Origin of the sequence: Psychrobacillus sp. BL-248-WT-3 (assembly GCF_012843435.1) — a bacterium.
Lineage (GTDB): Bacteria > Bacillota > Bacilli > Bacillales_A > Planococcaceae > Psychrobacillus.
On record NZ_JABAFC010000048.1, the window covers coordinates 1 to 20869 of the forward strand.

Consider the following 20869-nt stretch of genomic DNA (forward strand, 5'->3'; position numbering starts at 1 on the left):
TATTTTCGTAATTTTGCATAATGATCATCTCCTATAGGAAAGTTATGGTCATTTACACAAAATTTTATACGTTCTCCCTTAAATTGTGACAGTGGTACATAACAGTTAAGAAGTGTCCCATTTAACACCTGAAAGTGCCCATAAATATACTAAGAGTGCACCATAAATGAAAGATAAACGCCCATAAACCGCAAAAGTGCCCATTAGAAGTCCAAAAGTGTCCCATTAACTATGCGGAAAGCGCCCATTAATCCAGTTGTTTTGTTACAAAAAGTCTATTACGCTAAAAGCACAAATAAACAGGAATCAATCATAAAGCTGTTTCGCGTAGTTTGGTCTTCAACTAGTGGTCATATGTATAATAGAAGGAGGACAAAATTCAACTCAATAAAAAAGCCGATGTAAGAGAATGATTCTCTTTCATCGACTTATTGTTGCTTATAGCTTGCCGAGCTCATCTATAAAAGCGGGTCGTCTTGCATACTGTGTGTTCAATTGCTGGATTAGCTCTGCTTGTTTTTCCTCACCAGCATACTTTTTGTATTTCTTGATTATTCTACATACGCCTTTGTAACGCTTTCTGTCCGTGGCTGATTTAGCCGAGGAATGTATATAATTTTGATACATTTCTATGACGTCCTCTGGGTATTCTTGTGCCAGTTGATCAGCATAGTTTTCTAGGTATAATAGATTTCCCTTAACATAATGCAATAACTCCTCTAAATCGTTTTCTTCGAGGATAATTTTCAAGTATACTTCCCTTGCATTCCACCCTTCGAAAGCCTTTAATTCATTGATTAGAGAATTATAAAATGTGTCGTCTTGGGCAAGCTCTTTTAACTCTTTATAATATTCAAAGTCACCGGACAGCAATAGCTCTTTCGCAAGCTTCTTCTGCTCTTTTTGAAGTGAAAGCTCTTTATAAGCTCCGTATCGCTCCTTCTTCCAATGTATCACTAAACCTCGGAGCTTTTGGTCCTGCTTTTCTCCCTCCAAAGCAAGATCTATCACTCGCTCATAATTTTTCTTTTCCATATGCTGATTTATCAATAGCTGTCGAAAGAATTTATAATGAATATTTTCTTGAATAAAAGAAGCCTTTTCCTCTTCAGAATCGTATTTTACCATTAAAATCCATAATAACTGAAGAAGACTTTCCTTATAATAATTCGAGTACGCATCGTCTGACTCTTCTTTTATCAACTTTTCCAATTTGGCTCTGTACTTTTTCCTCACGACTTCTATATCCGAAAATTCCTCGCAGATTTCGAGTAATTTCAATTTAAAATTTTCCCATCCTTCAAATATACGTCGATCTCCATACTTCAACAGCTTGTTAAATATCTCTATTCTTAAATCCAAATCTAACGGATTGCATGCCATTGCACGCTTCCCGATTAGTCCTATTGTTTCGTCTACGAGATAACCAATATCCCCGTCCGAATCATCAACATATTGAAACGCCTTCATCCCTTCATCTAGCACGAGCAATCCAATATCGATAGCTAATAATGCGTCCTCTGTATCTCGAATCTTCTCCATAAGCTCTTCGAAGGCTACAACAAATGCATACGCATTTCGTCTAGAGATATAACCTTCTCTCCCCTTATGCTCTTTAACAATAGAAGACACCAGCTTTTTGCACTGATCTAACAAATTTATCTCATTCACTTTCGCGTATTTGAAGACTAATTTTTCACCAAACTTTGGATCTTGCTTTGTCATATCCATTAATATTTCTACCAGTTCCTCTTTAGATAAATCATTTAACAATTCAAAGACAGCGGGCTTTTTCTTCCCCACCATTTCACCTTCATATTCAGCTTCCATTAGTTTAAAATAAACAGCAGCCTCATGCTTGCAAATAGGTCCAAAATCGTAAGGACAATCGCATGCCGAATAAGTTATATTACCTGTTTCGTCTACTTTGACAATAACTTCATAATCTTCACTGCCTTGTACTATAAAATTATCCTCGTTATAGCTCTTCATAACCCGATTTTCCCTATAATAGTTAAAGCCTCGCTGTAATATTTCTTGGTTTAATCTTTCTTGAAAGTTATTTAGATTCATTAGTAAGGCTCCTTTTTATTAGTATAATTAAAACAAATCATACCAATAAATTGCTCTCAAAAATAGTTATGAAAGCTAGATCATTAATTACATTTCCAACGTTTTTTCCCAAAACTTTAGGGTATAACTAACAACGATGAACAATTATTTGGAGGTGCTGGAATTAGTGGAAGAGCAAACGATATCAATTGTGAAGCAGTCACTGAATGCATTATTGGAGAATGAGACATTTTTACCGGATTTACAGGGAGAGATGCGGACAAAGGCTTTTACTTCGCTGAATGCGATTTTATCAACGCCGAATCAGATACATAAGTCCTTCCTGCGTGTCCCGCTCGAAAGTGGAGAGGTCGTTCGAATTCCTTCTTATCGGGTGCATCATAATGATGCTCTTGGACCTTATAAAGGTGGGATTCGTTTTCATGAGTCGGTAAATGAAGAAGAAGTTATTAACTTAGCGTTTTTGATGACGTTAAAAAACGCTTTGCATGATGTTCCATTTGGGGGAGGAAAAGGCGGAATCGTTATTGATCCTAAAAACTTCACCGATAAGGAGCTACATCGTATTTGTACGAAATACGTTCGTTATTTTAATCATGTACTTGGTCCTGACCGTGATATTCCAGCACCAGATGTTGGTTCCGGTGAACGTGAAATGGATTGGATGATGGCAGAGTACAAAAAGATTAACCAAGGGCAGCCTTATCTCGGTAGCTTTACGGGTAAAAGTGTTGCCAATGGAGGGTCTTTAGGACGACGTGAGGCAACTGGTAAAGGTGTTTATTTCACCTTCCACTATATGCTAAGCAATTATGCAAAGGAGCATGGGCAAACGCTAGCTGGCTCCGATAATCCTTACGCTAAAACGTTAATGGAACACGCCAACCGGCCACTAAGTGTAGCTGTTCAAGGGTTTGGTAACGTTGGATCAGTCACTGCACTCGAGGCAGCTAAATGCGAGCACTTACAAAATAAAGTCGTTGCTGTAAGCGATAGAAATGTAACACTTTTTAATAAAGAAGGCTTAGATATCCAGTCACTTGTCCAATTCTCTGCCGGGAATAAAGGTGACCTACCAACGTCAGAGGAACAACTAAAAGAAGCTGGAGTCACAGCGACTATCTTGAGTAGAGAAGAAATTCTAACAATGGATGTTGATGTTTTATTCCTGGCTGCCTTAGAAAATCAGTTAAACACAACGAATAAAGCCGAGATCAAGGCCCGGATTATTGTAGAAGGTGCAAATGCCCCAACGACAAAGGATGCAGATCTATACTTGAGCCAAAAGGGTGTCATCATCATCCCCGACATTTTAGCGAATGCCGGCGGGGTAATCGTGTCCTACCTGGAATGGCTGCAAGGTCGTGAAACACAATTCTACTCGGAAGAAGAAGTCTACAACCAACTTCTCGATAAAATGAAGCATACGATGGACACGCTACTTCCTCTATACTTCAGTGATCCGTTGCCACTTCGTCAAAACTGCTTTATCCATGCGGTAATACGATTATCTACTGTGCTGTATAGACAAGGGAAGCTATATTAAAAAAAGGATGGGGCGACGTAAGTCACTCCATCCTTTTTATCTAAAATGATCTTGGTAAACCTAGCACATGTTGAGCAACAAAACTTACAACTAAATTATTCGAAATAGGTGCTATTTTAAATAGCCTTGCCTCTCTAAACTTTCTTTCAATATGATACTCTGTAGCAAATCCATATCCCCCATAAGTATCCATGGCTGCATTAGCAGCTTTCCAGGATGCTTCGGATGCCATATATTTAGACATATTTGCTTCTGCACCACATTTTTGATGGGCATCAAACATTGCAGCAGCTTTGTCTCTCATTAGTTTAGCACCTTCAACATCAATATATGCCTGTGCAATGGGAAACTGAACTCCTTGGTTTTGGCCAATTGGGCGGTCAAAGACAACTCTCTCGTTAGCATATTGTACGGCTTTATCTATGAAGTAATAGCCATCTCCGATGCTTTCTGAGGCTACCAATATACGCTCAGCATTCATTCCACTCAATACATATCGAAACCCCTTACCTTCCTCACCAATCAAGTTTTCAACTGGAATTTCTACATTACTTAAAAATACCTCGGTAGTAGCATGATTCACCATTGTATCTATTGGACGTATCGTAATATTTTCCTTTTGATCATTCATATCTAGGATAAACAGACTCAATCCATCCGTCTTTTTAGATACTTTGTCTCTCGGTGTTGTTCTTGCCAACAGGAGCATTAAGTCAGAGTACTGAGTTCTAGAAATCCAAATTTTCTGGCCATTAACAACGTATTTATCTCCTTGGCGCACAGCAGTAGTGATGATGTTAGTAGTGTCACTTCCTGCAGTAGGCTCTGTTACACCAAAAGCTTGGAGTCGTAATTCTCCAGTTGCTATTTTAGGTAAATACCTTTGTTTTTGTTCCTCACTACCATGATTTAATAATGCACCCATGGTATACATCTGTGCGTGGCCAGCCGCAGCATTACCTCCGGAACGATTGATTTCCTCCAAAATTATACTAGCCTCGGCCATCCCCAATCCTGCCCCACCATACTCTTCTGGTATAAGAACCGACAGCCATCCCTCTTCTGTTAGTGCTTTTATAAACTCCTCAGGGTATTCATTTTTCTCATCAATCTTTTTCCAATAGTCTTCCGGGAACTTCTGACATAATGCACGTATACTCTTTCTAATTAACTCTGTCTCTTCTTGAATTGCTACCAAATGAACCATTCCTCCTTGTATTTGAGAGATTAAAACTGTATTCAAATTCAGTCAGTTATTCGTAATCATTAAGTAAAAACTTCTTATATTCTATGTCGATACATTTCTGTTCCAATGGAACATTCGAGCTTAGTTACTTAGAGTATTAGTTACTCCTATTTTATCGAGATTAAATCCAAACTCTTTTAATATAGCATTTGTATGTTCCCCCGCTTTAGGGACTGCATCCATGACAACCTCAAAGTCTTTTGATGTGACAGGAGGAATCAAGGCTTTTATTAAACCTACTGGAGAATCTATCTCTCTCCATCTATCCCTATACTTTAGTTGCGGATGATTAATAACTTCTTTTAACGTATTCAATTTAGCATTAGCAATACCTAATTCTTCTAATCTACTAACTATTTCCTCAGCACCAGAGTTCTGAAAGGCTTCTTCTATTATTGTGTTTAAATCTTCCTTGTACTTAACTCGTTTACTGTTAGTCTCGAAGCGAGAATCACTTGTGAGAGATGGATCATGTAAGATACCCTCAGAGAATTTTTTCCACTCTCTATCATTCTGAATAGCTAAAAAAACCTGATTTCCATCCCGTACCTTAAACGGACCATATGGATAAATAATTGCATGACTCGCACCCGTTCTTTCAAGTGGCAAGTCCCCATACTCAGAATAGAGTAACGGGTAGCCCATCCATTCGCTAAGTGCTTCTAGCATAGATACTTCAATAACTGTCCCTTTATCTGTTTGATTTCTAGCTATCAAAGCCGTCAAAATTCCTGTATATGCATACATGCCTGCAGCAATATCCGCTATAGATATCCCTGATCTTGATGGTGTATCTTTCGTGCCAGTTATAGACATTAATCCCGATTCACATTGTATTAACAGGTCGTATGCTTTTTTATCTTTATAGGGACCGCTAGCTCCGTATCCTGAAATATTGCATATTATAAGTTTAGGATACTTTTTCTGAAGCTCCACTGGAGAAAAGCCAAGACGGTCTACAGCTCCAGGAGCTAAATTTTGGACAAATACATCTGCCTTTGAAATGATTTCCTCTAGTATTTCCTTGTCTCTTGTTTCTTTCAAATTTAGCGTCAGAGATTTTTTTGAACGATTTAACCAGACAAAGATACTCGACATTCCATGTACCGCTTGGTCATAATTCCTAGCAAAATCGCCTTCTGGTCTTTCTACTTTAATCACACGAGCTCCCAGGTCTGCTAGTTGTCTAGTAGCAAATGGCGCAGCTACTGCTTGTTCCAGAGAAACTACTGTAATACCTTTTAGTGGTAACATCTAACTCCCCTCTCATTTTTTATAAATGGCTAAATCCCCTGCCAAACAGGTACTCTTTTTTCGTTGAATGCTACAATTCCTTCTTCCCTATCTTTCGAATTTGCGCACTTATAATATTCTTCCAGTTCAATAGATAACGCAGTATTAATATCTGTTTGGATACCTCTATCAATTGATTGTTTAAGCGCTTTTAAGGATAATGGAGCATTTTTAGCTATTTTTTTAGCCATTTTTAATGTCTCTTCTAGCAAAGAATTCGGAGAAAATACACCATTAGCTAAACCTAGATGACGAGCCTCATCTGCGCTCATTTGTTTTCCTGAATATAAAAATTCTTTAGCAATCTTTATCGGAATTGCTCTTGGCAAAAGCTGCGTCCCACCTGCACCAGGTATAATTCCAATCTTCACCTCAGGCAATCCCATCTTTGCATGCTCAGCCAAATAACAAAGATCACAACTGAGCATCATCTCCATTCCTCCTCCTAGTGCATAACCGTTTACTGCAGCAATAGTGGGAAAAGGAAGCTCTCTTAGCGCTTTATAAGCATCTTCAAAAATGTCATGCTGAAGCTTCCATTCTGTATGAGACATGCCTTTTCTTTCTTTTAAGTCTCCTCCTACACAAAAACTTTTTTCTCCACTTCCTGTGAATATTAGAACCCGCAAATCCTTTAATTGCTTTAAATAGTCAAAGCACTCAATTAACTCAGTACCCATTTTTGTATTTAATGCATTCATAGACTCCGGACGATTAAGCTGTAAAATATAGACGTTATCTTCTTGATAGTCTCTTATTAATTTAATTGTTTCCCAGCTGTTCATGTGTTCCTCCAATCTTTTGCTTCACTTATCATTCATATTTAATTCAATCTAGTAAAAATAGTGTAATTTCAGGGAAAATCCATACTAAAACTAATACTAAAATAATTATTAATCCAAATGGTAGTACACTTTTTATAATGGTCCACATGGATTCTTTTGGAACCAATGTCTTAATAGCAAACAAATTCATTCCAACTGGTGGTGTGATAACAGCAAGCTCCATATTAATAACCATTATAATTCCGAACCAAATCGGGTCGAATCCTAAACTCATCGCAATTGGGAAGAAGATAGGTGTTGTAATTAAAAGGATTGAAACAACTTCCAAGAAAAAGCCCATAATTAGCCATATAATACTCATAATTAAAATAACAACCCAAGGTGCGACAGATAGTTCTGTTATAAAGTTCGATAAATATTGTGGCATACCTATTAGAGTTAAAGCAGAGCCGAAGACAACCGCCCCAACTACTACTGTTAGTAACATTCCGCTCGTTTTTACTGACTCTACAAGCACAGTAGGAATCACACGTGTTGGCAACGTTCGGTGTATTAAAGCTGATACAATAAAAGCGTATATTACCCCTACACCAGCTGCTTCGGTAGGAGTGAACACACCAGTATATATTCCACCTAAAATTAAAACTGGCAATAATAAATCTGGTATGGCTTTTAAAACTATATTTGTACTTCTCGCTGTTACGGTATTTTCTTCTTCCACCTTAACTTGAGTGGAAGCATGTATACTTGGAGCTTGAATAACAGTGTATATTGATAACAAAATCGCAATCATCAATCCTGGAATAATACCAGCCATAAATAAATCACCTGGTGATGACCCACTTAAGGAAGCATATAAGATGAGTGGAATGCTTGGAGGTATTAGAATTCCTAACGATCCTCCTAGTGCTGACAATCCATAAGTAAGACTTTTTTTATAGTTCTGTTTCAACATTTCAGGTATTGCAATTCTTCCTATAGTCAAAACAGATGTCATACTTGAACCAACTATTGCAGCAAATAGAGTGTAAGCTGTAACACTTGCTACACCAGTTCCTCCCCTTACCTTTCTAAGAAGATGGTGTGCAACATCAAAAATTCGTTCGCCACTTTTGCCGTGATACATTAGATTTCCCATAACGATATATAAAGGAATTGCAACAAATACAAATTCAGATAAAGTATTTTTCAATGTGATGGGAATTTGTACTAAATAAAGTGTATCTGCCGAGTATAGGATGGTAATTACCCCAGATAAACCAAGTGCAAATCCAATTGGAACTCCCAGTAATAAAGCAATAAAGAGTACTGCTAGTAAGATTAAAATTGCACTCGTACTAATCAATTGCCTTCACCTCCTCGGGTGTAATATATGGCTCTTTTATAATTTTCAATATAGAGCCAATACCTCCAAGAATTAAGAGTCCACCACCTATACATATAAAGGAATACGGGATCCATAAAGGGACTGAAAGTAAAGTTGGAGAAACCGAATCTCGCTCATATGAACTAACAGTAATTTTCCATCCGTATATTAGTAATATAGTTGCGTATGGAAATACTAAACAAACATTAATGATTCTAAGAACCTTATTCGCTTTGCCCTTCATTTTATCAAGAAAAAACGTAACCTTTAGATGCTCATCCTCAATAAGCAGAACACCCATTGAAAAAAATACGATAAACTGCAAAATATATGATGATATTTCATTTGCCCAAATAGTTGGAGATCTAAAACCGTATCTAGAAACTACCTCATAAAATACGATGATTACTAGGAATCCTATTAACAAGGCCAAAAAATAAATAACTAACCTTTGTATATATTCAATCTTTTCTAAAATACTCTTCATCTTATTTCACCGACCCTCTTCAATAATGAAAAGATTTTAAATTAATTTTCGTTTGCTTGTTCAACTAGTTGCATTAATTTTTCTCCTATCTCTCCGGATGACTTCATGTATTCCTTATAACGATTAGAAGCTGCCTCTTTCCACAAAATCATTTCTTCCTCGGAAGGTGTGTATAAACTTAGTCCACTATCTGCCAACTTTTGTTTATATACTAAATCTTTTTCTTTGGCTTCTTCCCTTGATTTCTCTTGTGCAATTTTAGATGCCTCATTTACTGCATCTTGCACATCTTCTGGTAATGACTCCCACCAGTCAAGATTTGTAGCGCTTTGGAAGGATAGGTATAATACAGTCATGTCAGTGCCGTATTTTGTAACCTCAAATAAACTACGTTCTATAACAGAAGATGGTCCAGTAGTGTACCCATCAATTGCACCATGTTCGAGCGCCTGATAAATTTCTTGAGAACTCATACTAACTGGTGATGCTCCTAGCTCCTGTAACATTAAGGATGCTCCTTGACCAAAACCTCTCATAATGTGACCTGACACGTCTTTAGGCACTTTGATAGGTTTATTACCGTACAATTCAAGTGTTCCATAAGAAGGCCATCCGATTAATTTCATACCCAGCTTCTCAAATTGGGCATTAAATAAAGTACCATATTCTCCATCTTCAGCTTTCCACATCGATTCCCAAGAATTAAATACAAAAGGTAAGTCAGTTATTTGTAAGGGTTTAGCTTCACCACCAGCAAGAAATCCAGTTGTAATCTGCCCTATTTGGACACCACCTGTAGCAACTGCATCTGGTAATTGTGAATCGTTATAGAGCTGTCCATTTGGGAATGTACTTGGGATCAGTTGAATAGAAGTATCTTTAGTTTTCTTTTCAATTTCTTCAGCCAATACTTCAAAATACACTCCAGTCGCATGTTCTTTAGGCAAATTGTAAGCTATTTTAATAGATTGAGATTTTTTACTTCCATTGTCGGCTTTTGCGACTGTATCACTTTCCTTACTGCAACCACCTAAAATGGTTAACAAAATAACGACTATTAGTAAGAACTTCTTCATCGTATTACCTCCTTTAAAATGTATGCGCTTTCAATTTATGATTGAAGCCTTTTTACCATCAGCCATAAACTCTTTTATATTTTCTATCCATTCGGAAACATACTCCAAATTCTCCATTTTTACTCCTTGCTCGAATAAAGTGTCGATTCTTTTTTGTTCAACTTCACTATTCCCAGTAACATATCTCAAGCAATCAGACCATTTAGCTCTATACTCCTCCAAACTTAAGGGTCTATTCTTTGATCCTGGAGCATGCAGAACCTTTTTTTCTATTAGCTGTCCTCCATTGGTTTCTACAGATACAAACACTGGTAAATCTTCTATTTCAGTAGAATTAGTAATAGAACCTTCATATTCTTTTACTAGAACTATATCGAACATATTTTGTATTTTCACTCTTTGAACCATTTGATCAGTAAATGAATTCAATTGAATAGTCCCATCTTCCACTGCTGCTAAGCAGGTATATTCAGCACTAAATTTTCCTTGGAGTCCAGTAGTAGGCTTTTGATAAATAAGTGCCGTCAATCCATTTGGAGGAACTGATACTTTAATACTTTTCACATCGTTTAGTGATAAGTTATTCTCTGTACTAATCTTTAACAAACCATCTATAAAACGGTGGGTTAAATAGCAACATGGAAACTTCTTCACACTTAGACCATTAACCATGTAGTCATGTTCCCTTCCGAAATTTATCTCTTTTATATTGATTGCTATTTGTTCAAAAGAAACACTTCCAGAGTATGCATGAAAAAATCCTCTTTCCCCAAAGATTTCTTTATTTCCAGTGAACCCTTCATTAGCTAGTAAAACTGTCTGTATTGCATGCTGTGCACTTAACCCTACATGTAGAGGTTTAGTCATAGTTCCAAAATTCTTTTGTAGACCTCCACTCATAGAGGCGGATATAGCAATAGCGTTACTTACTTTTTCTTTATCGAATCCCATTAAGTAACTACAGGCGGCAGTTGCTCCTATTGTTCCAAGAGTGCTTGTTGAATGCCAACCAAGATTATAATGTTGAAAGCCCATTACTTTCCCAATTGAAATCATTATTTCGGTTCCGATAACGTAGGCAACTAATATTTCTTTTGCTGATTTCCCCAAGTACTCCCCTAGAGTCAAAATAGATGCGGTTATAGGGGCACTCGGATGTGCCAAGACAGTTGGGGTAACATCATCAAAGTCCAAAGCATGTGTTGCTGTTCCATTAATAAGAGCAGCATATTCAAGTGGAATCTGCTCTGAATCTCCCCAAAGGGAAGCCATAACATTATTGGAGGGTCGCTTTTGATAAACTTTTTTCAAAATTTCTATACTTGGTTCTTTCCATCCTCCCAATGCAACAGCCATTGTATCAATAATTGCAAACTTGGAAACTTTGCAAAGCTCAGGACTCAAATCATCAAAAGTAATTGATGTTATATAATCAGTCATCTTTTCTAAAAAAGATTCTCCCATGCTACAAACCTCCTCCTTTTAACACAAATCAATCATTTGAAATCAGAATTATTAGTATATTTATAACATTGAAAATTCTATAGGTCTAATATATAGTTTGAATAATACTCATAGAAAAAATCTATAAGGGAGGTATATGAATGGAACCAAGGCTTCTCAACTACGTGATAACTTTAAGTAATGAAAAGAGTTTTACTAAAGCAGCAAAAAAGTTGCACTTGGCACAACCATCCTTGAGTTATCAAATCAGCAAGCTTGAAAAAGAATTAGGAACCCAACTGTTTCATAGAGAAAATGAGGTTTTTCCGACTTATGCTGGCAAGGTCTTTATATCTCATGCCATACAGATTAAAGATCAGTATCAACAACTAAAATCTGAAATCATTGATATTGCTGAGATGAAAAAAGGAAGTCTAGTCATCGGAAGCTTATCCAGCACAGGTGCATATTTAATACCTAAAACAATTTCTCAAAATCACATATTTATGAAACTATAAAGGACTATTCCGATTGTGCCATTGCCGTTGTAAATGCAAAAAGCACAACACTCTATAGCGACACAGCTAAGAAGAATAAATATATCAGCATTAGCTACTCTACTATCCTTCCAGTAGTCAAAGAGGAGGGCGACTGGCTGCATGTACAGACTCCGCAAAATGGTGTGAAGTATATGCAAAAGAAAGACGCTAAGGTTTTCAAAAACTACAAGTCTATTCCTAAGCCGACTCAAAAGGATATCATTAATAGTGCTAAAATGTTCCTAAACCTCCCATACTTATGGGCTGGTACTTCTTCTTACGGCTATGATTGCTCAGGTATCATCTATTCTGTTTATAAAAATCATGGAATCATCATTCCAAGGGATTCCTTCGTTCAAGCAACAAAAGGAAAAACGGTAAAAAAGGCTAACCTACAGCCGGGAGATTTAGTATTCTTTGCTGGTAATCGTGGGAAAGGAAAGGTATATCACGTAGGGCTTTACGTAGGCGAGGGTAAAATGCTGCATGCACCGAGCTCTTCCTCTAAAGTCAGAATCGAGTCGATGAATGCTGGGACCTTTAAAACGAATTATGCAGGTGCTCGGAGATATTTAGATTAATAGATTGAAGGGCGGGGTAAATTTATGTCTACACATGATCATTTAAGTGTATTTATTAGTTTAATTCTTAGGCATAAGCCAGAAACAATAGGTATTACATTAGATGAATTTGGTTATGCAAATGTGGAGGAATTACTAGAGGGTATAAATAACAGCGGTAAGCTGATTGATTTTCATATATTACAAGAGATTGTAAGGACCGATAAGAAAATGAGATATAGCTTTGATGAAACCTCCACATTAATCCGAGCTAATCAAGGTCACTCTATTCCTGTGAAGGTTCCTATGAAAGAAGTTGAGCCACCAGAGTTTTTATATCATGGCACTTCTAAAAATTCACTTAACCAAATAACATTACAAGGGATCAAGAAAATGGATAGGTTGTATGTCCATCTATCCGAAGATGCCGAAACTGCATTACAGGTTGGGAGTAGGCATGGTAAAGCTGTCGTATTAAGAGTGCTTTCACAACAAATGCACAAGGAAGGACATAAATTCTTTCTCTCAGAAAATAACATTTGGCAAGTTGACTTTGTACCGTGTAACTATATTATCGAGTCAGATTATACAAATTGACATGGTTTCGAACTCATATAGCTAAGACGATTTCACGTACGAGTTTTTGACTGATACTGAACCACCAGAGCAATTCGTTTTAGGACAATTAGACTAATAGATTAAATACTTAGCCTCTCACAATTCAATTGTGAGAGGTTTTTTACGTAACTAAAGTAATATCTCCCTTTTTCAACAAAACAAGACAAATTTCAACTAAATACCTCCATTTTAATTATATTGAAATAGTAAAGAACTACACTAAAAACTTTATGCTATTTTTCATACTTCCTCTATTATCACTTAACATTCCTCAATATATTATAAAAAAAACTCATAACATTCCTCAGTATTTCTAAAAATAAAATTATCTTAATATTAGTAATACAGTTTGGATGCAGCTTTTACTATTTATTTAAAATAACGAGTCATTTCATATTAGTTTCGAGTTGTTCTCCTTATACAAATGATTTTGGTTCTTTCCTGCCTATTGAGCAATCATCATTTTTTATTAAGTAAATGGAACTACTACTAGCAAGTAGATCTGATAAAGGAAGGTGAAAAAGATTGAAATAAACTAAATACATTAACTTTTCTGATATTTAATACTTTATGCATTAAAATTTATATGCTTAAATTCCTAATTTGAGGTATTAAATTTCTACTATATGAATATACTTCTCTTGCAAGGAGGAGCTAACCATGAGGGTATTTATGATTCTATTTATATTTTTCTTAGCTGGATGTAGTGTGCCTGTAAGTGATACTCCAGTGACTATAGAAGAGGAACAAGTACACACAGAAAAAGCACAAGAAGAAGAGGTGGAGATCATAAAGCATCCAACCGAGCCAGCAATAGTAGAAGTTCCATATGAGGATCAGCACACAGGAGCTGGCTGGAGACTAACCTTTCGGGATGAGTTTGACCTGGATCAGGTCTCATCTTCTAACTGGAACCTATTAAATAGCGGCTACAAAGATCATGGTAGACTACATCACTACTTACCAGAACAGGTAACCTCCGATTCTGGTGTTTTAAAGCTAGAGGTTAGCGATACCCCCTATCAAAGCTACCCTTATCGTTCCGGAGCCGTTACGACACAGGGCTTACACGAGCAAATGTATGGAAAGTTTGAAATAAGGGCTAAATTCCCAAAAGGTCAAGGGCTATTCCCTGCTATTTGGCTGCTCCCTACTGACCATTCGTCTTATCCGGAAATCGACATAGTGGAGATGCTTGGCCAATTGCCAAATGAGCTTTGGCATGTCGCTCATCAGAAGGAAGGTAGCCGTGCATTTCACTTGAATGAACATGTAGATGGTTCCGAGTGGCATACGTATACGCTCGATTGGTCACCGAATGAGCTCATTTTTTATATAGATGACGAAATAACCTTCCGAACAAGTAATGTTTCTCATACAGAAATGTATTTACTCATGAATATAACAGTGGGTGGTACTTGGGTTGGTGACCCTGACTCTTCAACAGAATTCCCTTCTCGTATGGAAGTGGATTATGTAAGGATATATCAAAAATAATAATTTGAGAAAGAAGGATTCATTTGGATTTAATATCTATTAGCTTAACAATAATCTTTGCACTTTATCTGTTACTACAATTGAAGTATATATACAGCTCTCTGAACACCACTAAAACGAAGCTTCTAATTTTGCCAGAGAAAAAGATTTCTGTATTGATACCTGCCTACAATGAGGAGCTCGTTTTAAAACAATGCTTAGATAGCTGGTTTCGGTTGGATTATTCGGATAAAGAGGCCATATTTATAAATGATGGTTCGACGGATGCTACCTTACACGTATTACAGGAAATGCTTGATTTAGAGGTGACTACTAGAGACTCTGCTGTCCTCTTAAATACTAGGGGCATTAAAAATATTTACCTAAGTAAAAAATATCCTGACATTCTAGTTGTAGATCAGTATAACGGTGGAAAATCAGCAGCCTTAAATACTGGGATTGCTATTGCCACTGGCGAGATTGTCATCACCTTGGATGCCGATTCAATATTAGAAAAAAATAGCTTAACCAAGATTAATGAAGCATTTGTGGATCCAAAGGTGATAGCTGGAGGCGGTATGGTCCACGTTGGTCAGCTCATCAATAAGCAAGGCCTTATTAATTACTCTAAAAACTGGATTATTAAGTATCAGACTTCTGGTTATCTATCCTCCTTTTATGTAAGGAAGGTCACTCAAGCGAAACTAAATGTTTTAAATGTAGTATCTGGGGCCTTCGGGGCTTTCAGAAGAGATGTTCTACAACATATTGGTGGTTATCGAGATACGCTTGGAGAGGACATGGAAATCACCTTCCGTCTTCAAAAATATATGCACAAAAGAAATATGGGAGAAAAAATGATTTTTATACCGGAGGCTGTCTGTTACACAGAGGTTCCAGAGAATTTTGCATCCCTTATGCACCAGCGCATTCGCTGGCAAAAAGGATTTATCGATTGCATTAACCTATACAAAAAAGACTTTTTCATTAGCTTGGGCAAGAAGTTTTCGGGTTTTCTCTTATTTGAGTCAGTTACTCTTAGCGTCATTGGTATGCTGGCAATGATTATTCTTCCCCTTTCCATCATACTCGGGAACATATCTGGCATTACGATCCTGTTGATGGCTATCGCTTGGTTAAGCGAATTTATACTCCGTTTAGTAGCAGTTCAACGTGCAGGACATTACGGCTACAAATTTTCTGTTTTACACTGGCTTCGTATCATCCTATTCACGATGTGGGAATCTATCACCTATCGCTTTCTGGATACCTTTTTCTTTACTTACGGCACTATTTTATACTTTTTCGGAAGCAGAACCAATTGGAACAAGCTAACTAGAAGCGGTGCAGTACATTTTGAAGACATCGAGCCTGCAAAGATAATTGCCCAATAAACTAAAGTGATAGATAAATAAACTTCTACTGTAGATAAAGAGGCGATTTCAATTAGAGAGATATTCACTGTCATTAGTATAATTGGATTGATAATCATGGGGTTGCTTGTATTCCAGCCTTTTCGTACCGAGCCTCCCTTACCTTCTATTACGGCAGGGGACACACATATCTCTACTACACAAGGTTACTATTGTTGGAGTGGAATCCTGTCTACTGCCTGCGCTAACCCAGTCAGACCGTTAGACTCTCCTACCTCGGTTTCGCCAGGAGAAGAAATTAACATAGAATTTAGGATGAAACCATTTGCAGAATCCCTGAAGGTGGAGCAAGGCAAAAATAATGTCACTCAAATTCCGATTCATAATCATATCTTCGTAGCTCCAAAAGAAAAAGGGCTCTATCTCTTCAATCTGACAGCTTTCTGGAACAATGGAGATGGGAACTATGCTTTTTCGATTATCGTGGAATAGAAAGAAAGAATCCATTCTAAAATAAAATGGATTCTTGCTGTTTCTATTCATTTACACTTGTCGGTGTTGCTTCCTTTACGATAATGACACCATCATAAGCTTCATTTGGCACCATTTCTATTGTGTAAAACATCTTCAAAAACTTGTACCAGTAACGGAAGTCATCCCCGATATTAGCCATCTTTTGTTTCTTCGATATAATATCCTTTAATACCTCCGACTCTCCTGCTTTTTCAAAATCCACATAGAAAATGTTGGACTCCACCTTGCTAAAGGCATCGGTTAAGTCATTGTTGTTTTTTACTTTATAGTCATTACGCTCTCCACTGCCATTTTTGGACTGAAACTTGCTCTCGGCGAAGTCTGTACCAATTGCAAAGTACGCTTCTCCATATTGCTCGTCTAAATAATGTCCCATCGACTTGTAGCCTGCTAACGATGCAGACGTTTTTTCCACGTGTCCATTATGTCCGTTAAAGAATACCTTCTCATTGCCTCTTCCTGCCTCTAACTCCACGATCCATTGTAAGTTTTGTGCCAAATATTCATCTCGGAGCTGCATGTAATCCTTTTCATTTAAAAATAACTCGGTACGCTGCTTCATGATTTGAGTGTATTGTAGCGCAAGGGCTAGAGATTCTTTATTAGATTTTTCTATATAAGCTGCTTCATTAGTTTGTAAATCCTGAATAATCTCTTCTATTGTTTGATTGATTTTATTTAATTGATCATTTGTTAGCTCACGCATGCTTTCATTAGAAACGTGTTCCAGCTTTGATTCATAGTCAGTGAACGCATTCTCGTTAACCGTTCGGTAATAGTCCAGCACTCCTTTTTTGCTATAGTCATAGCGCTGCATGTCGTTTCCGTAAAAATAAAGCTTTTCTTCCTCACTCGCACTTGCATTGTAATCATGCATCCATTGTACGAGATTGACCATTTGTTCCGTTTTATAAATTGCGTAGTCTAGCGTGTTAACCGCTTCTTCAGCTGTGCCCGTTCCATTTAAGATGAAATCGTTTATTTGCTGGCCGCCACCAAAGTCACCTTCTATGACGAATACTCGAACGTTTTCATTTTTGATTAGCGATTCAAATACATCTTTTTTCAGCTCTTGAAACTCCACATTCCCATGTGTCGCTTCCCCTAAGCCGATGACCTTCACACCGTCCGGGATATTCATCGCTTCTACGGTTGAAATAAATGATTCAGCATTATCGGCTGCTTTACCACTGCACCCTGTCAATAAAACTGCAAGCAAGATAACCATAACTACTATAAAATTCCGTTCCATTTTTTATACCGCCTTCCTTTGAAAATAGATATATCCTCCAATGAAGAATAATAAAAAGCTTCCGCCCACTACCGTTAATAATTGATCCCATGGAACGAAGAACGTATCACTCGTGTCCCCTCCGATATACATCATCAAAAATGGCTGAGCCCACGGATAGAAGGATCCTAAACGCTCAGAGTTTACAACTAGTATCGTAGGCAATGTTAAAATCACATTAACCGCGAACGGTGCCGCAAAGCTCTTGAACATGATAGCCATCCATAGCTGTAATGCGACTAACGGCAATGTCGCCACCCATCCCCCGACTAAGCTTTTCCATACAATTTGCATGGGAAATGGATCCGTAAACCCTTGCATGATACCTACTACGTAAAGGGAAGCGAAAAATAATAATTGAATGACAAGCACTAGCAATAGTAACAATATATACTTCGCCGCAAATACTTTTCCTCTTGTCACTGGCAATGCCAGCAGCTGCTTCCAGCCCCCTGCCTGATGCTCATATCTACAAATCACACTCGCTAAAACTCCTGTTAACAAAGGTAAAAATAGTAGGCCATACGTAAAATTCATCGTCAGCAAGGACAGATACCATTCATTTACACGGTCATCTGAAAAACCGTTAGTCAATCCAAGAAAAATACCAACAAGGGGCACGGTCAAAATCATGAACAAAATTTTGGAATGTCGAAACTTAAACCATTCTGATTGTAAAATGGAGAGCATTTATTTCACGTCCCTTCTCATAAAGTCGAGCATTCCTGCGATATACAATACAAGCCCTACCCCAACTCCAAGCAGGACATTGATGATTGGCTCATCCCACTCGTTCATCAAAGATGGCCATTTCCAAATCATCCAGTCCGGCAATACGTAGGCAGAATAGGCAAAAATGACACCTAACACTCCTGTTGTAATGGGAATGCCTTGATTTTGGCTGACGGACGCAATCCATAGCTGTAGCGCTAGTACTGGCAGAGCCGCCAAATAAGGATAAAAGCTATATTTGAGTAGCTCCAAGTAAGGGATGTCATCTCCCAAGTTCAGAAAAATGCCATATACTAAAGAAAATATTCCTACAAGCAATGAGGATACAAATAGGAGGCTTGCTAGAACCGTGAACTTCGATAAATACACACCCATTTTGGAGACAGGCAATGAAATCAGCTGCTTCCAAGCATTCGTCTCATTTTCTATACTTGCTATAAATGAAGTTAAAATAGCGATTCCTAACACAAGTGCCAATGGGGTAAACGAGTGTACGTTTGCTAAATAATAGCCCCAATCATCTTCGCTTTGCTTTAGTAAATAATCTTTTCGAACGCCGTAGTTGACCATTTGCAGTGCAATCACTCCGAACGGACCTAAAAATGCTAGGAACCATAACCCTTTTCGTTTTATTTTCAAAAAGTCTGCCCTTACTAGTTTTCCAATCATACGACCTTCTCCTCTGCGGTCATTTGAAGGAACGTATCTTCTAACGATCTTTTTTCCTCTTCCACTCGGTAAATGGAGTAGCCTCCGTGCACAAGGGTATGGATTGCCTTCGCTACTTTTTCATCGGAATGCTCGGACAGTAGGATAACCCCTTCCTGCCATTCCGCTTTTATCCCGTTCCCTAATAACGAACGCCATGCCTGCTCGCTGTTGCTCACCTTCAGTAAAATCTTTTGCTTGGCATGCATGCGGAGAGCCTCGATGGAATCCTGGTAAATCATTTTTCCCTTTGTCACGATTCCAACGGTCGTCGCCATTTGGTCGATCTCGGACAATAAATGACTAGAGATTAAAATGGTCATCCCAGTTTCAGCAGGCAGCTGTTTGATTAGGTTACGAATTTCTATAATGCCGGATGGGTCTAATCCGTTTGTCGGCTCGTCTAATATTAATAGCTCCGGACTGTTTAATAGGGAAGCCGCTATCCCTAAGCGTTGCTTCATTCCTAGCGAGAAACCTTTAACCTTTTTATTGGCTACTTCGGATAATCGGACAATTTCTAATACCTCATGGATGCTTGATTTCGGTACCCCTAGGATCTTCCGTAAAGCCTCTAAGTTTTCATACGCCGTTAAATGTGGATAATAGGATGGGTTCTCTACTAGGGAACCCACTCTTTTTAAAATATTGATGCGCTCTTTATGTAAATCCTTTTCAAAGATTTGAATTGTGCCGGACGACGCCTTCATCAGCCCTAACAGCATACGGATCGTCGTTGTTTTGCCTGCTCCATTTGGACCTAAAAATCCGTAAATCTCTCCCTTACGTATTTTCATATTTAGCCCTTCTACGGCTACTTCCTTTCCAAAACGCTTCGATAAATTGTTTGTTTGTACTACAAATTCCATTTCCCTCACCTCTTTATCTATGTTAAAGATGAAAGGTTAAAAGAACGTAAGGGGAAAGGTTAAATTTTGTTTAAAAATGGTGGTGGAAATGGATGCTGTACAATGTGAGCTTGTTATATTTAAAGTATTTGAATATTCAGGTATTTATTGTGTTAAAATACATTATATAGAAATGAACGTTACAGGTAGAAAGGGGTGTTGAATGATGACTGTCGATATGTATATTGCTTTAGTTTTTTTATTAATGGTTATCAGTTTCGTTTTACAGTACTTCTTAAGACGGAAATATAACATTACTACTCCTGATAGGTTTTTTAAATTTGTGAATAATACACATAAATGGATAGAAATATTCTTGTTTGTTCTAGTAATTATTATCATTGGTTTATTTTGGTTTGTGCAGCATTGGGTATGGGTCTATTTACTAATTGCTATTGGCGTTGTTTTACTTAGTCTCCGCGCTTATGTAGAATATAAATACGAACGAGAAGAAAGACAATATATTATTACCCTTGTCAATCTTGTAACCTCTTGTGTACTCTTTGTTCTATTATTGGTTAATTATAGCTGACAATGATTGTAGAAAATAAGGCAAAGGAAAAACGCATAGACGTAATGGTCTATGCGTTTTTCGGTTACTTATTTAGTTATATTTTTACTCATATTGCATTACTTGTATTTCTTCCACTTGATCTTCTTTGACTGACCGATTATTCGAGGAAACCGACTGATTCTTGACCTGAACCGACCGATTATGAGCAAAAACCGACCGATTATTGGAGAACGTATAAAATTTTGTGTAAATGACCATAACTTTCCTATAGGAGATGATCATTATGCAAAATTACGAAAAT

At 37.5% G+C, this 20869-nt stretch carries 20 protein-coding genes; 8 read left to right on the top strand and 12 right to left on the bottom strand.

The annotated features are described in order from the left end of the window. Positions 1-438 precede the first annotated feature (438 nt). Positions 439-2073 carry an SWIM zinc finger family protein gene (locus tag HF876_RS17015; protein WP_169361248.1) on the bottom strand — a complete coding sequence of 545 codons (1635 nt, stop codon included), beginning with the start codon at positions 2071-2073 and terminating at the stop codon, positions 439-441. 166 nt (positions 2074-2239) lie between these two features. On the opposite strand from HF876_RS17015, the gene HF876_RS17020 reads away from it, so the two are divergent. Beyond that, positions 2240-3619 carry a Glu/Leu/Phe/Val dehydrogenase dimerization domain-containing protein gene (locus HF876_RS17020; protein WP_169361265.1) on the top strand — a complete coding sequence of 460 codons (1380 nt, stop codon included), beginning with the start codon at positions 2240-2242 and terminating at the stop codon, positions 3617-3619. A gap of 40 nt (positions 3620-3659) precedes the next feature. On the opposite strand, the gene HF876_RS17025 is transcribed toward HF876_RS17020, so the two are convergent. The 7 genes from HF876_RS17025 to HF876_RS17055 all read right to left on the bottom strand — a co-directional run bounded on the left by HF876_RS17025 (position 3660) and on the right by HF876_RS17055 (position 11336). Next, positions 3660-4817 (bottom strand): acyl-CoA dehydrogenase family protein, encoded by a 1158-nt coding sequence (locus HF876_RS17025; protein ID WP_240949818.1) that lies wholly within the window; start codon positions 4815-4817, stop codon positions 3660-3662. Between the two features lie 129 nt (positions 4818-4946). Continuing rightward, positions 4947-6119: a CaiB/BaiF CoA transferase family protein gene (locus tag HF876_RS17030; RefSeq protein WP_169361250.1), complete on the bottom strand. Its 1173-nt coding sequence runs from the start codon at positions 6117-6119 to the stop codon at positions 4947-4949. Positions 6120-6148: 29 nt separating this feature from the next. Continuing rightward, positions 6149-6943, bottom strand: a complete 795-nt coding sequence (locus tag HF876_RS17035; RefSeq protein ID WP_169361251.1) for an enoyl-CoA hydratase/isomerase family protein — start codon at positions 6941-6943, stop codon at positions 6149-6151. A gap of 43 nt (positions 6944-6986) precedes the next feature. After that, positions 6987-8288, bottom strand: a complete 1302-nt coding sequence (locus HF876_RS17040; protein ID WP_169361252.1) for a TRAP transporter large permease — start codon at positions 8286-8288, stop codon at positions 6987-6989. Then, the gene (locus tag HF876_RS17045) at positions 8281-8796 is read right to left on the bottom strand and encodes a TRAP transporter small permease subunit (RefSeq protein ID WP_169361253.1); all 516 of its coding nucleotides are present in this window, start codon (positions 8794-8796) and stop codon (positions 8281-8283) included. The genes HF876_RS17040 and HF876_RS17045 overlap by 8 nt, the downstream gene beginning before the upstream one ends. Before the next feature lie 41 nt (positions 8797-8837). Continuing rightward, positions 8838-9872 carry a TRAP transporter substrate-binding protein gene (locus HF876_RS17050; protein WP_169361254.1) on the bottom strand — a complete coding sequence of 345 codons (1035 nt, stop codon included), beginning with the start codon at positions 9870-9872 and terminating at the stop codon, positions 8838-8840. 30 nt (positions 9873-9902) lie between these two features. Further along, on the bottom strand, positions 9903-11336 hold the full coding sequence (locus tag HF876_RS17055; RefSeq protein WP_169361255.1) for an MmgE/PrpD family protein: 1434 nt from the start codon (positions 11334-11336) through the stop codon (positions 9903-9905). Positions 11337-11476: 140 nt separating this feature from the next. Between HF876_RS17055 and HF876_RS19010 the strand changes: the two genes are divergently transcribed. The 6 genes from HF876_RS19010 to HF876_RS17085 all read left to right on the top strand — a co-directional run bounded on the left by HF876_RS19010 (position 11477) and on the right by HF876_RS17085 (position 16373). After that, positions 11477-11833 (top strand): LysR family transcriptional regulator, encoded by a 357-nt coding sequence (locus HF876_RS19010; protein WP_240949819.1) that lies wholly within the window; start codon positions 11477-11479, stop codon positions 11831-11833. A 20-nt stretch (positions 11834-11853) separates the two neighbouring features. Then, on the top strand, positions 11854-12435 hold the full coding sequence (locus HF876_RS19015; protein ID WP_481900294.1) for a C40 family peptidase: 582 nt from the start codon (positions 11854-11856) through the stop codon (positions 12433-12435). 24 nt (positions 12436-12459) lie between these two features. Then, positions 12460-13011, top strand: a complete 552-nt coding sequence (locus tag HF876_RS17070) for an RNA 2'-phosphotransferase (RefSeq protein WP_169361256.1) — start codon at positions 12460-12462, stop codon at positions 13009-13011. A 681-nt stretch (positions 13012-13692) separates the two neighbouring features. Then, a complete protein-coding gene (locus tag HF876_RS17075) occupies positions 13693-14529 on the top strand; it encodes a glycoside hydrolase family 16 protein (protein WP_169361257.1) in 837 nt (278 codons plus the stop codon). Positions 14530-14552: 23 nt separating this feature from the next. Then, on the top strand, positions 14553-15902 hold the full coding sequence (locus HF876_RS17080; RefSeq protein WP_169361258.1) for a glycosyltransferase family 2 protein: 1350 nt from the start codon (positions 14553-14555) through the stop codon (positions 15900-15902). 96 nt (positions 15903-15998) lie between these two features. After that, complete coding sequence (locus tag HF876_RS17085) at positions 15999-16373, top strand: hypothetical protein (RefSeq protein ID WP_169361259.1); 375 nt, start codon at positions 15999-16001, stop codon at positions 16371-16373. Positions 16374-16416: 43 nt separating this feature from the next. On the opposite strand, the gene HF876_RS17090 is transcribed toward HF876_RS17085, so the two are convergent. The 4 genes from HF876_RS17090 to HF876_RS17105 are packed head-to-tail and all read right to left on the bottom strand — an operon-like array spanning position 16417 to position 20015. Next, complete coding sequence (locus tag HF876_RS17090) at positions 16417-17667, bottom strand: erythromycin esterase family protein (protein ID WP_169361260.1); 1251 nt, start codon at positions 17665-17667, stop codon at positions 16417-16419. A gap of 3 nt (positions 17668-17670) precedes the next feature. After that, positions 17671-18396, bottom strand: a complete 726-nt coding sequence (locus HF876_RS17095) for an ABC transporter permease (protein ID WP_169361261.1) — start codon at positions 18394-18396, stop codon at positions 17671-17673. Further along, on the bottom strand, positions 18397-19107 hold the full coding sequence (locus tag HF876_RS17100; protein ID WP_169361262.1) for an ABC transporter permease: 711 nt from the start codon (positions 19105-19107) through the stop codon (positions 18397-18399). Next, positions 19104-20015, bottom strand: a complete 912-nt coding sequence (locus tag HF876_RS17105; protein ID WP_169361263.1) for an ABC transporter ATP-binding protein — start codon at positions 20013-20015, stop codon at positions 19104-19106. Before HF876_RS17105 ends, HF876_RS17100 begins: the two co-directional genes overlap by 4 nt. Before the next feature lie 202 nt (positions 20016-20217). On the opposite strand from HF876_RS17105, the gene HF876_RS17110 reads away from it, so the two are divergent. After that, positions 20218-20586 carry a DUF4181 domain-containing protein gene (locus HF876_RS17110; protein ID WP_169361264.1) on the top strand — a complete coding sequence of 123 codons (369 nt, stop codon included), beginning with the start codon at positions 20218-20220 and terminating at the stop codon, positions 20584-20586. The last annotated feature ends 283 nt before the right edge of the window (positions 20587-20869 follow it).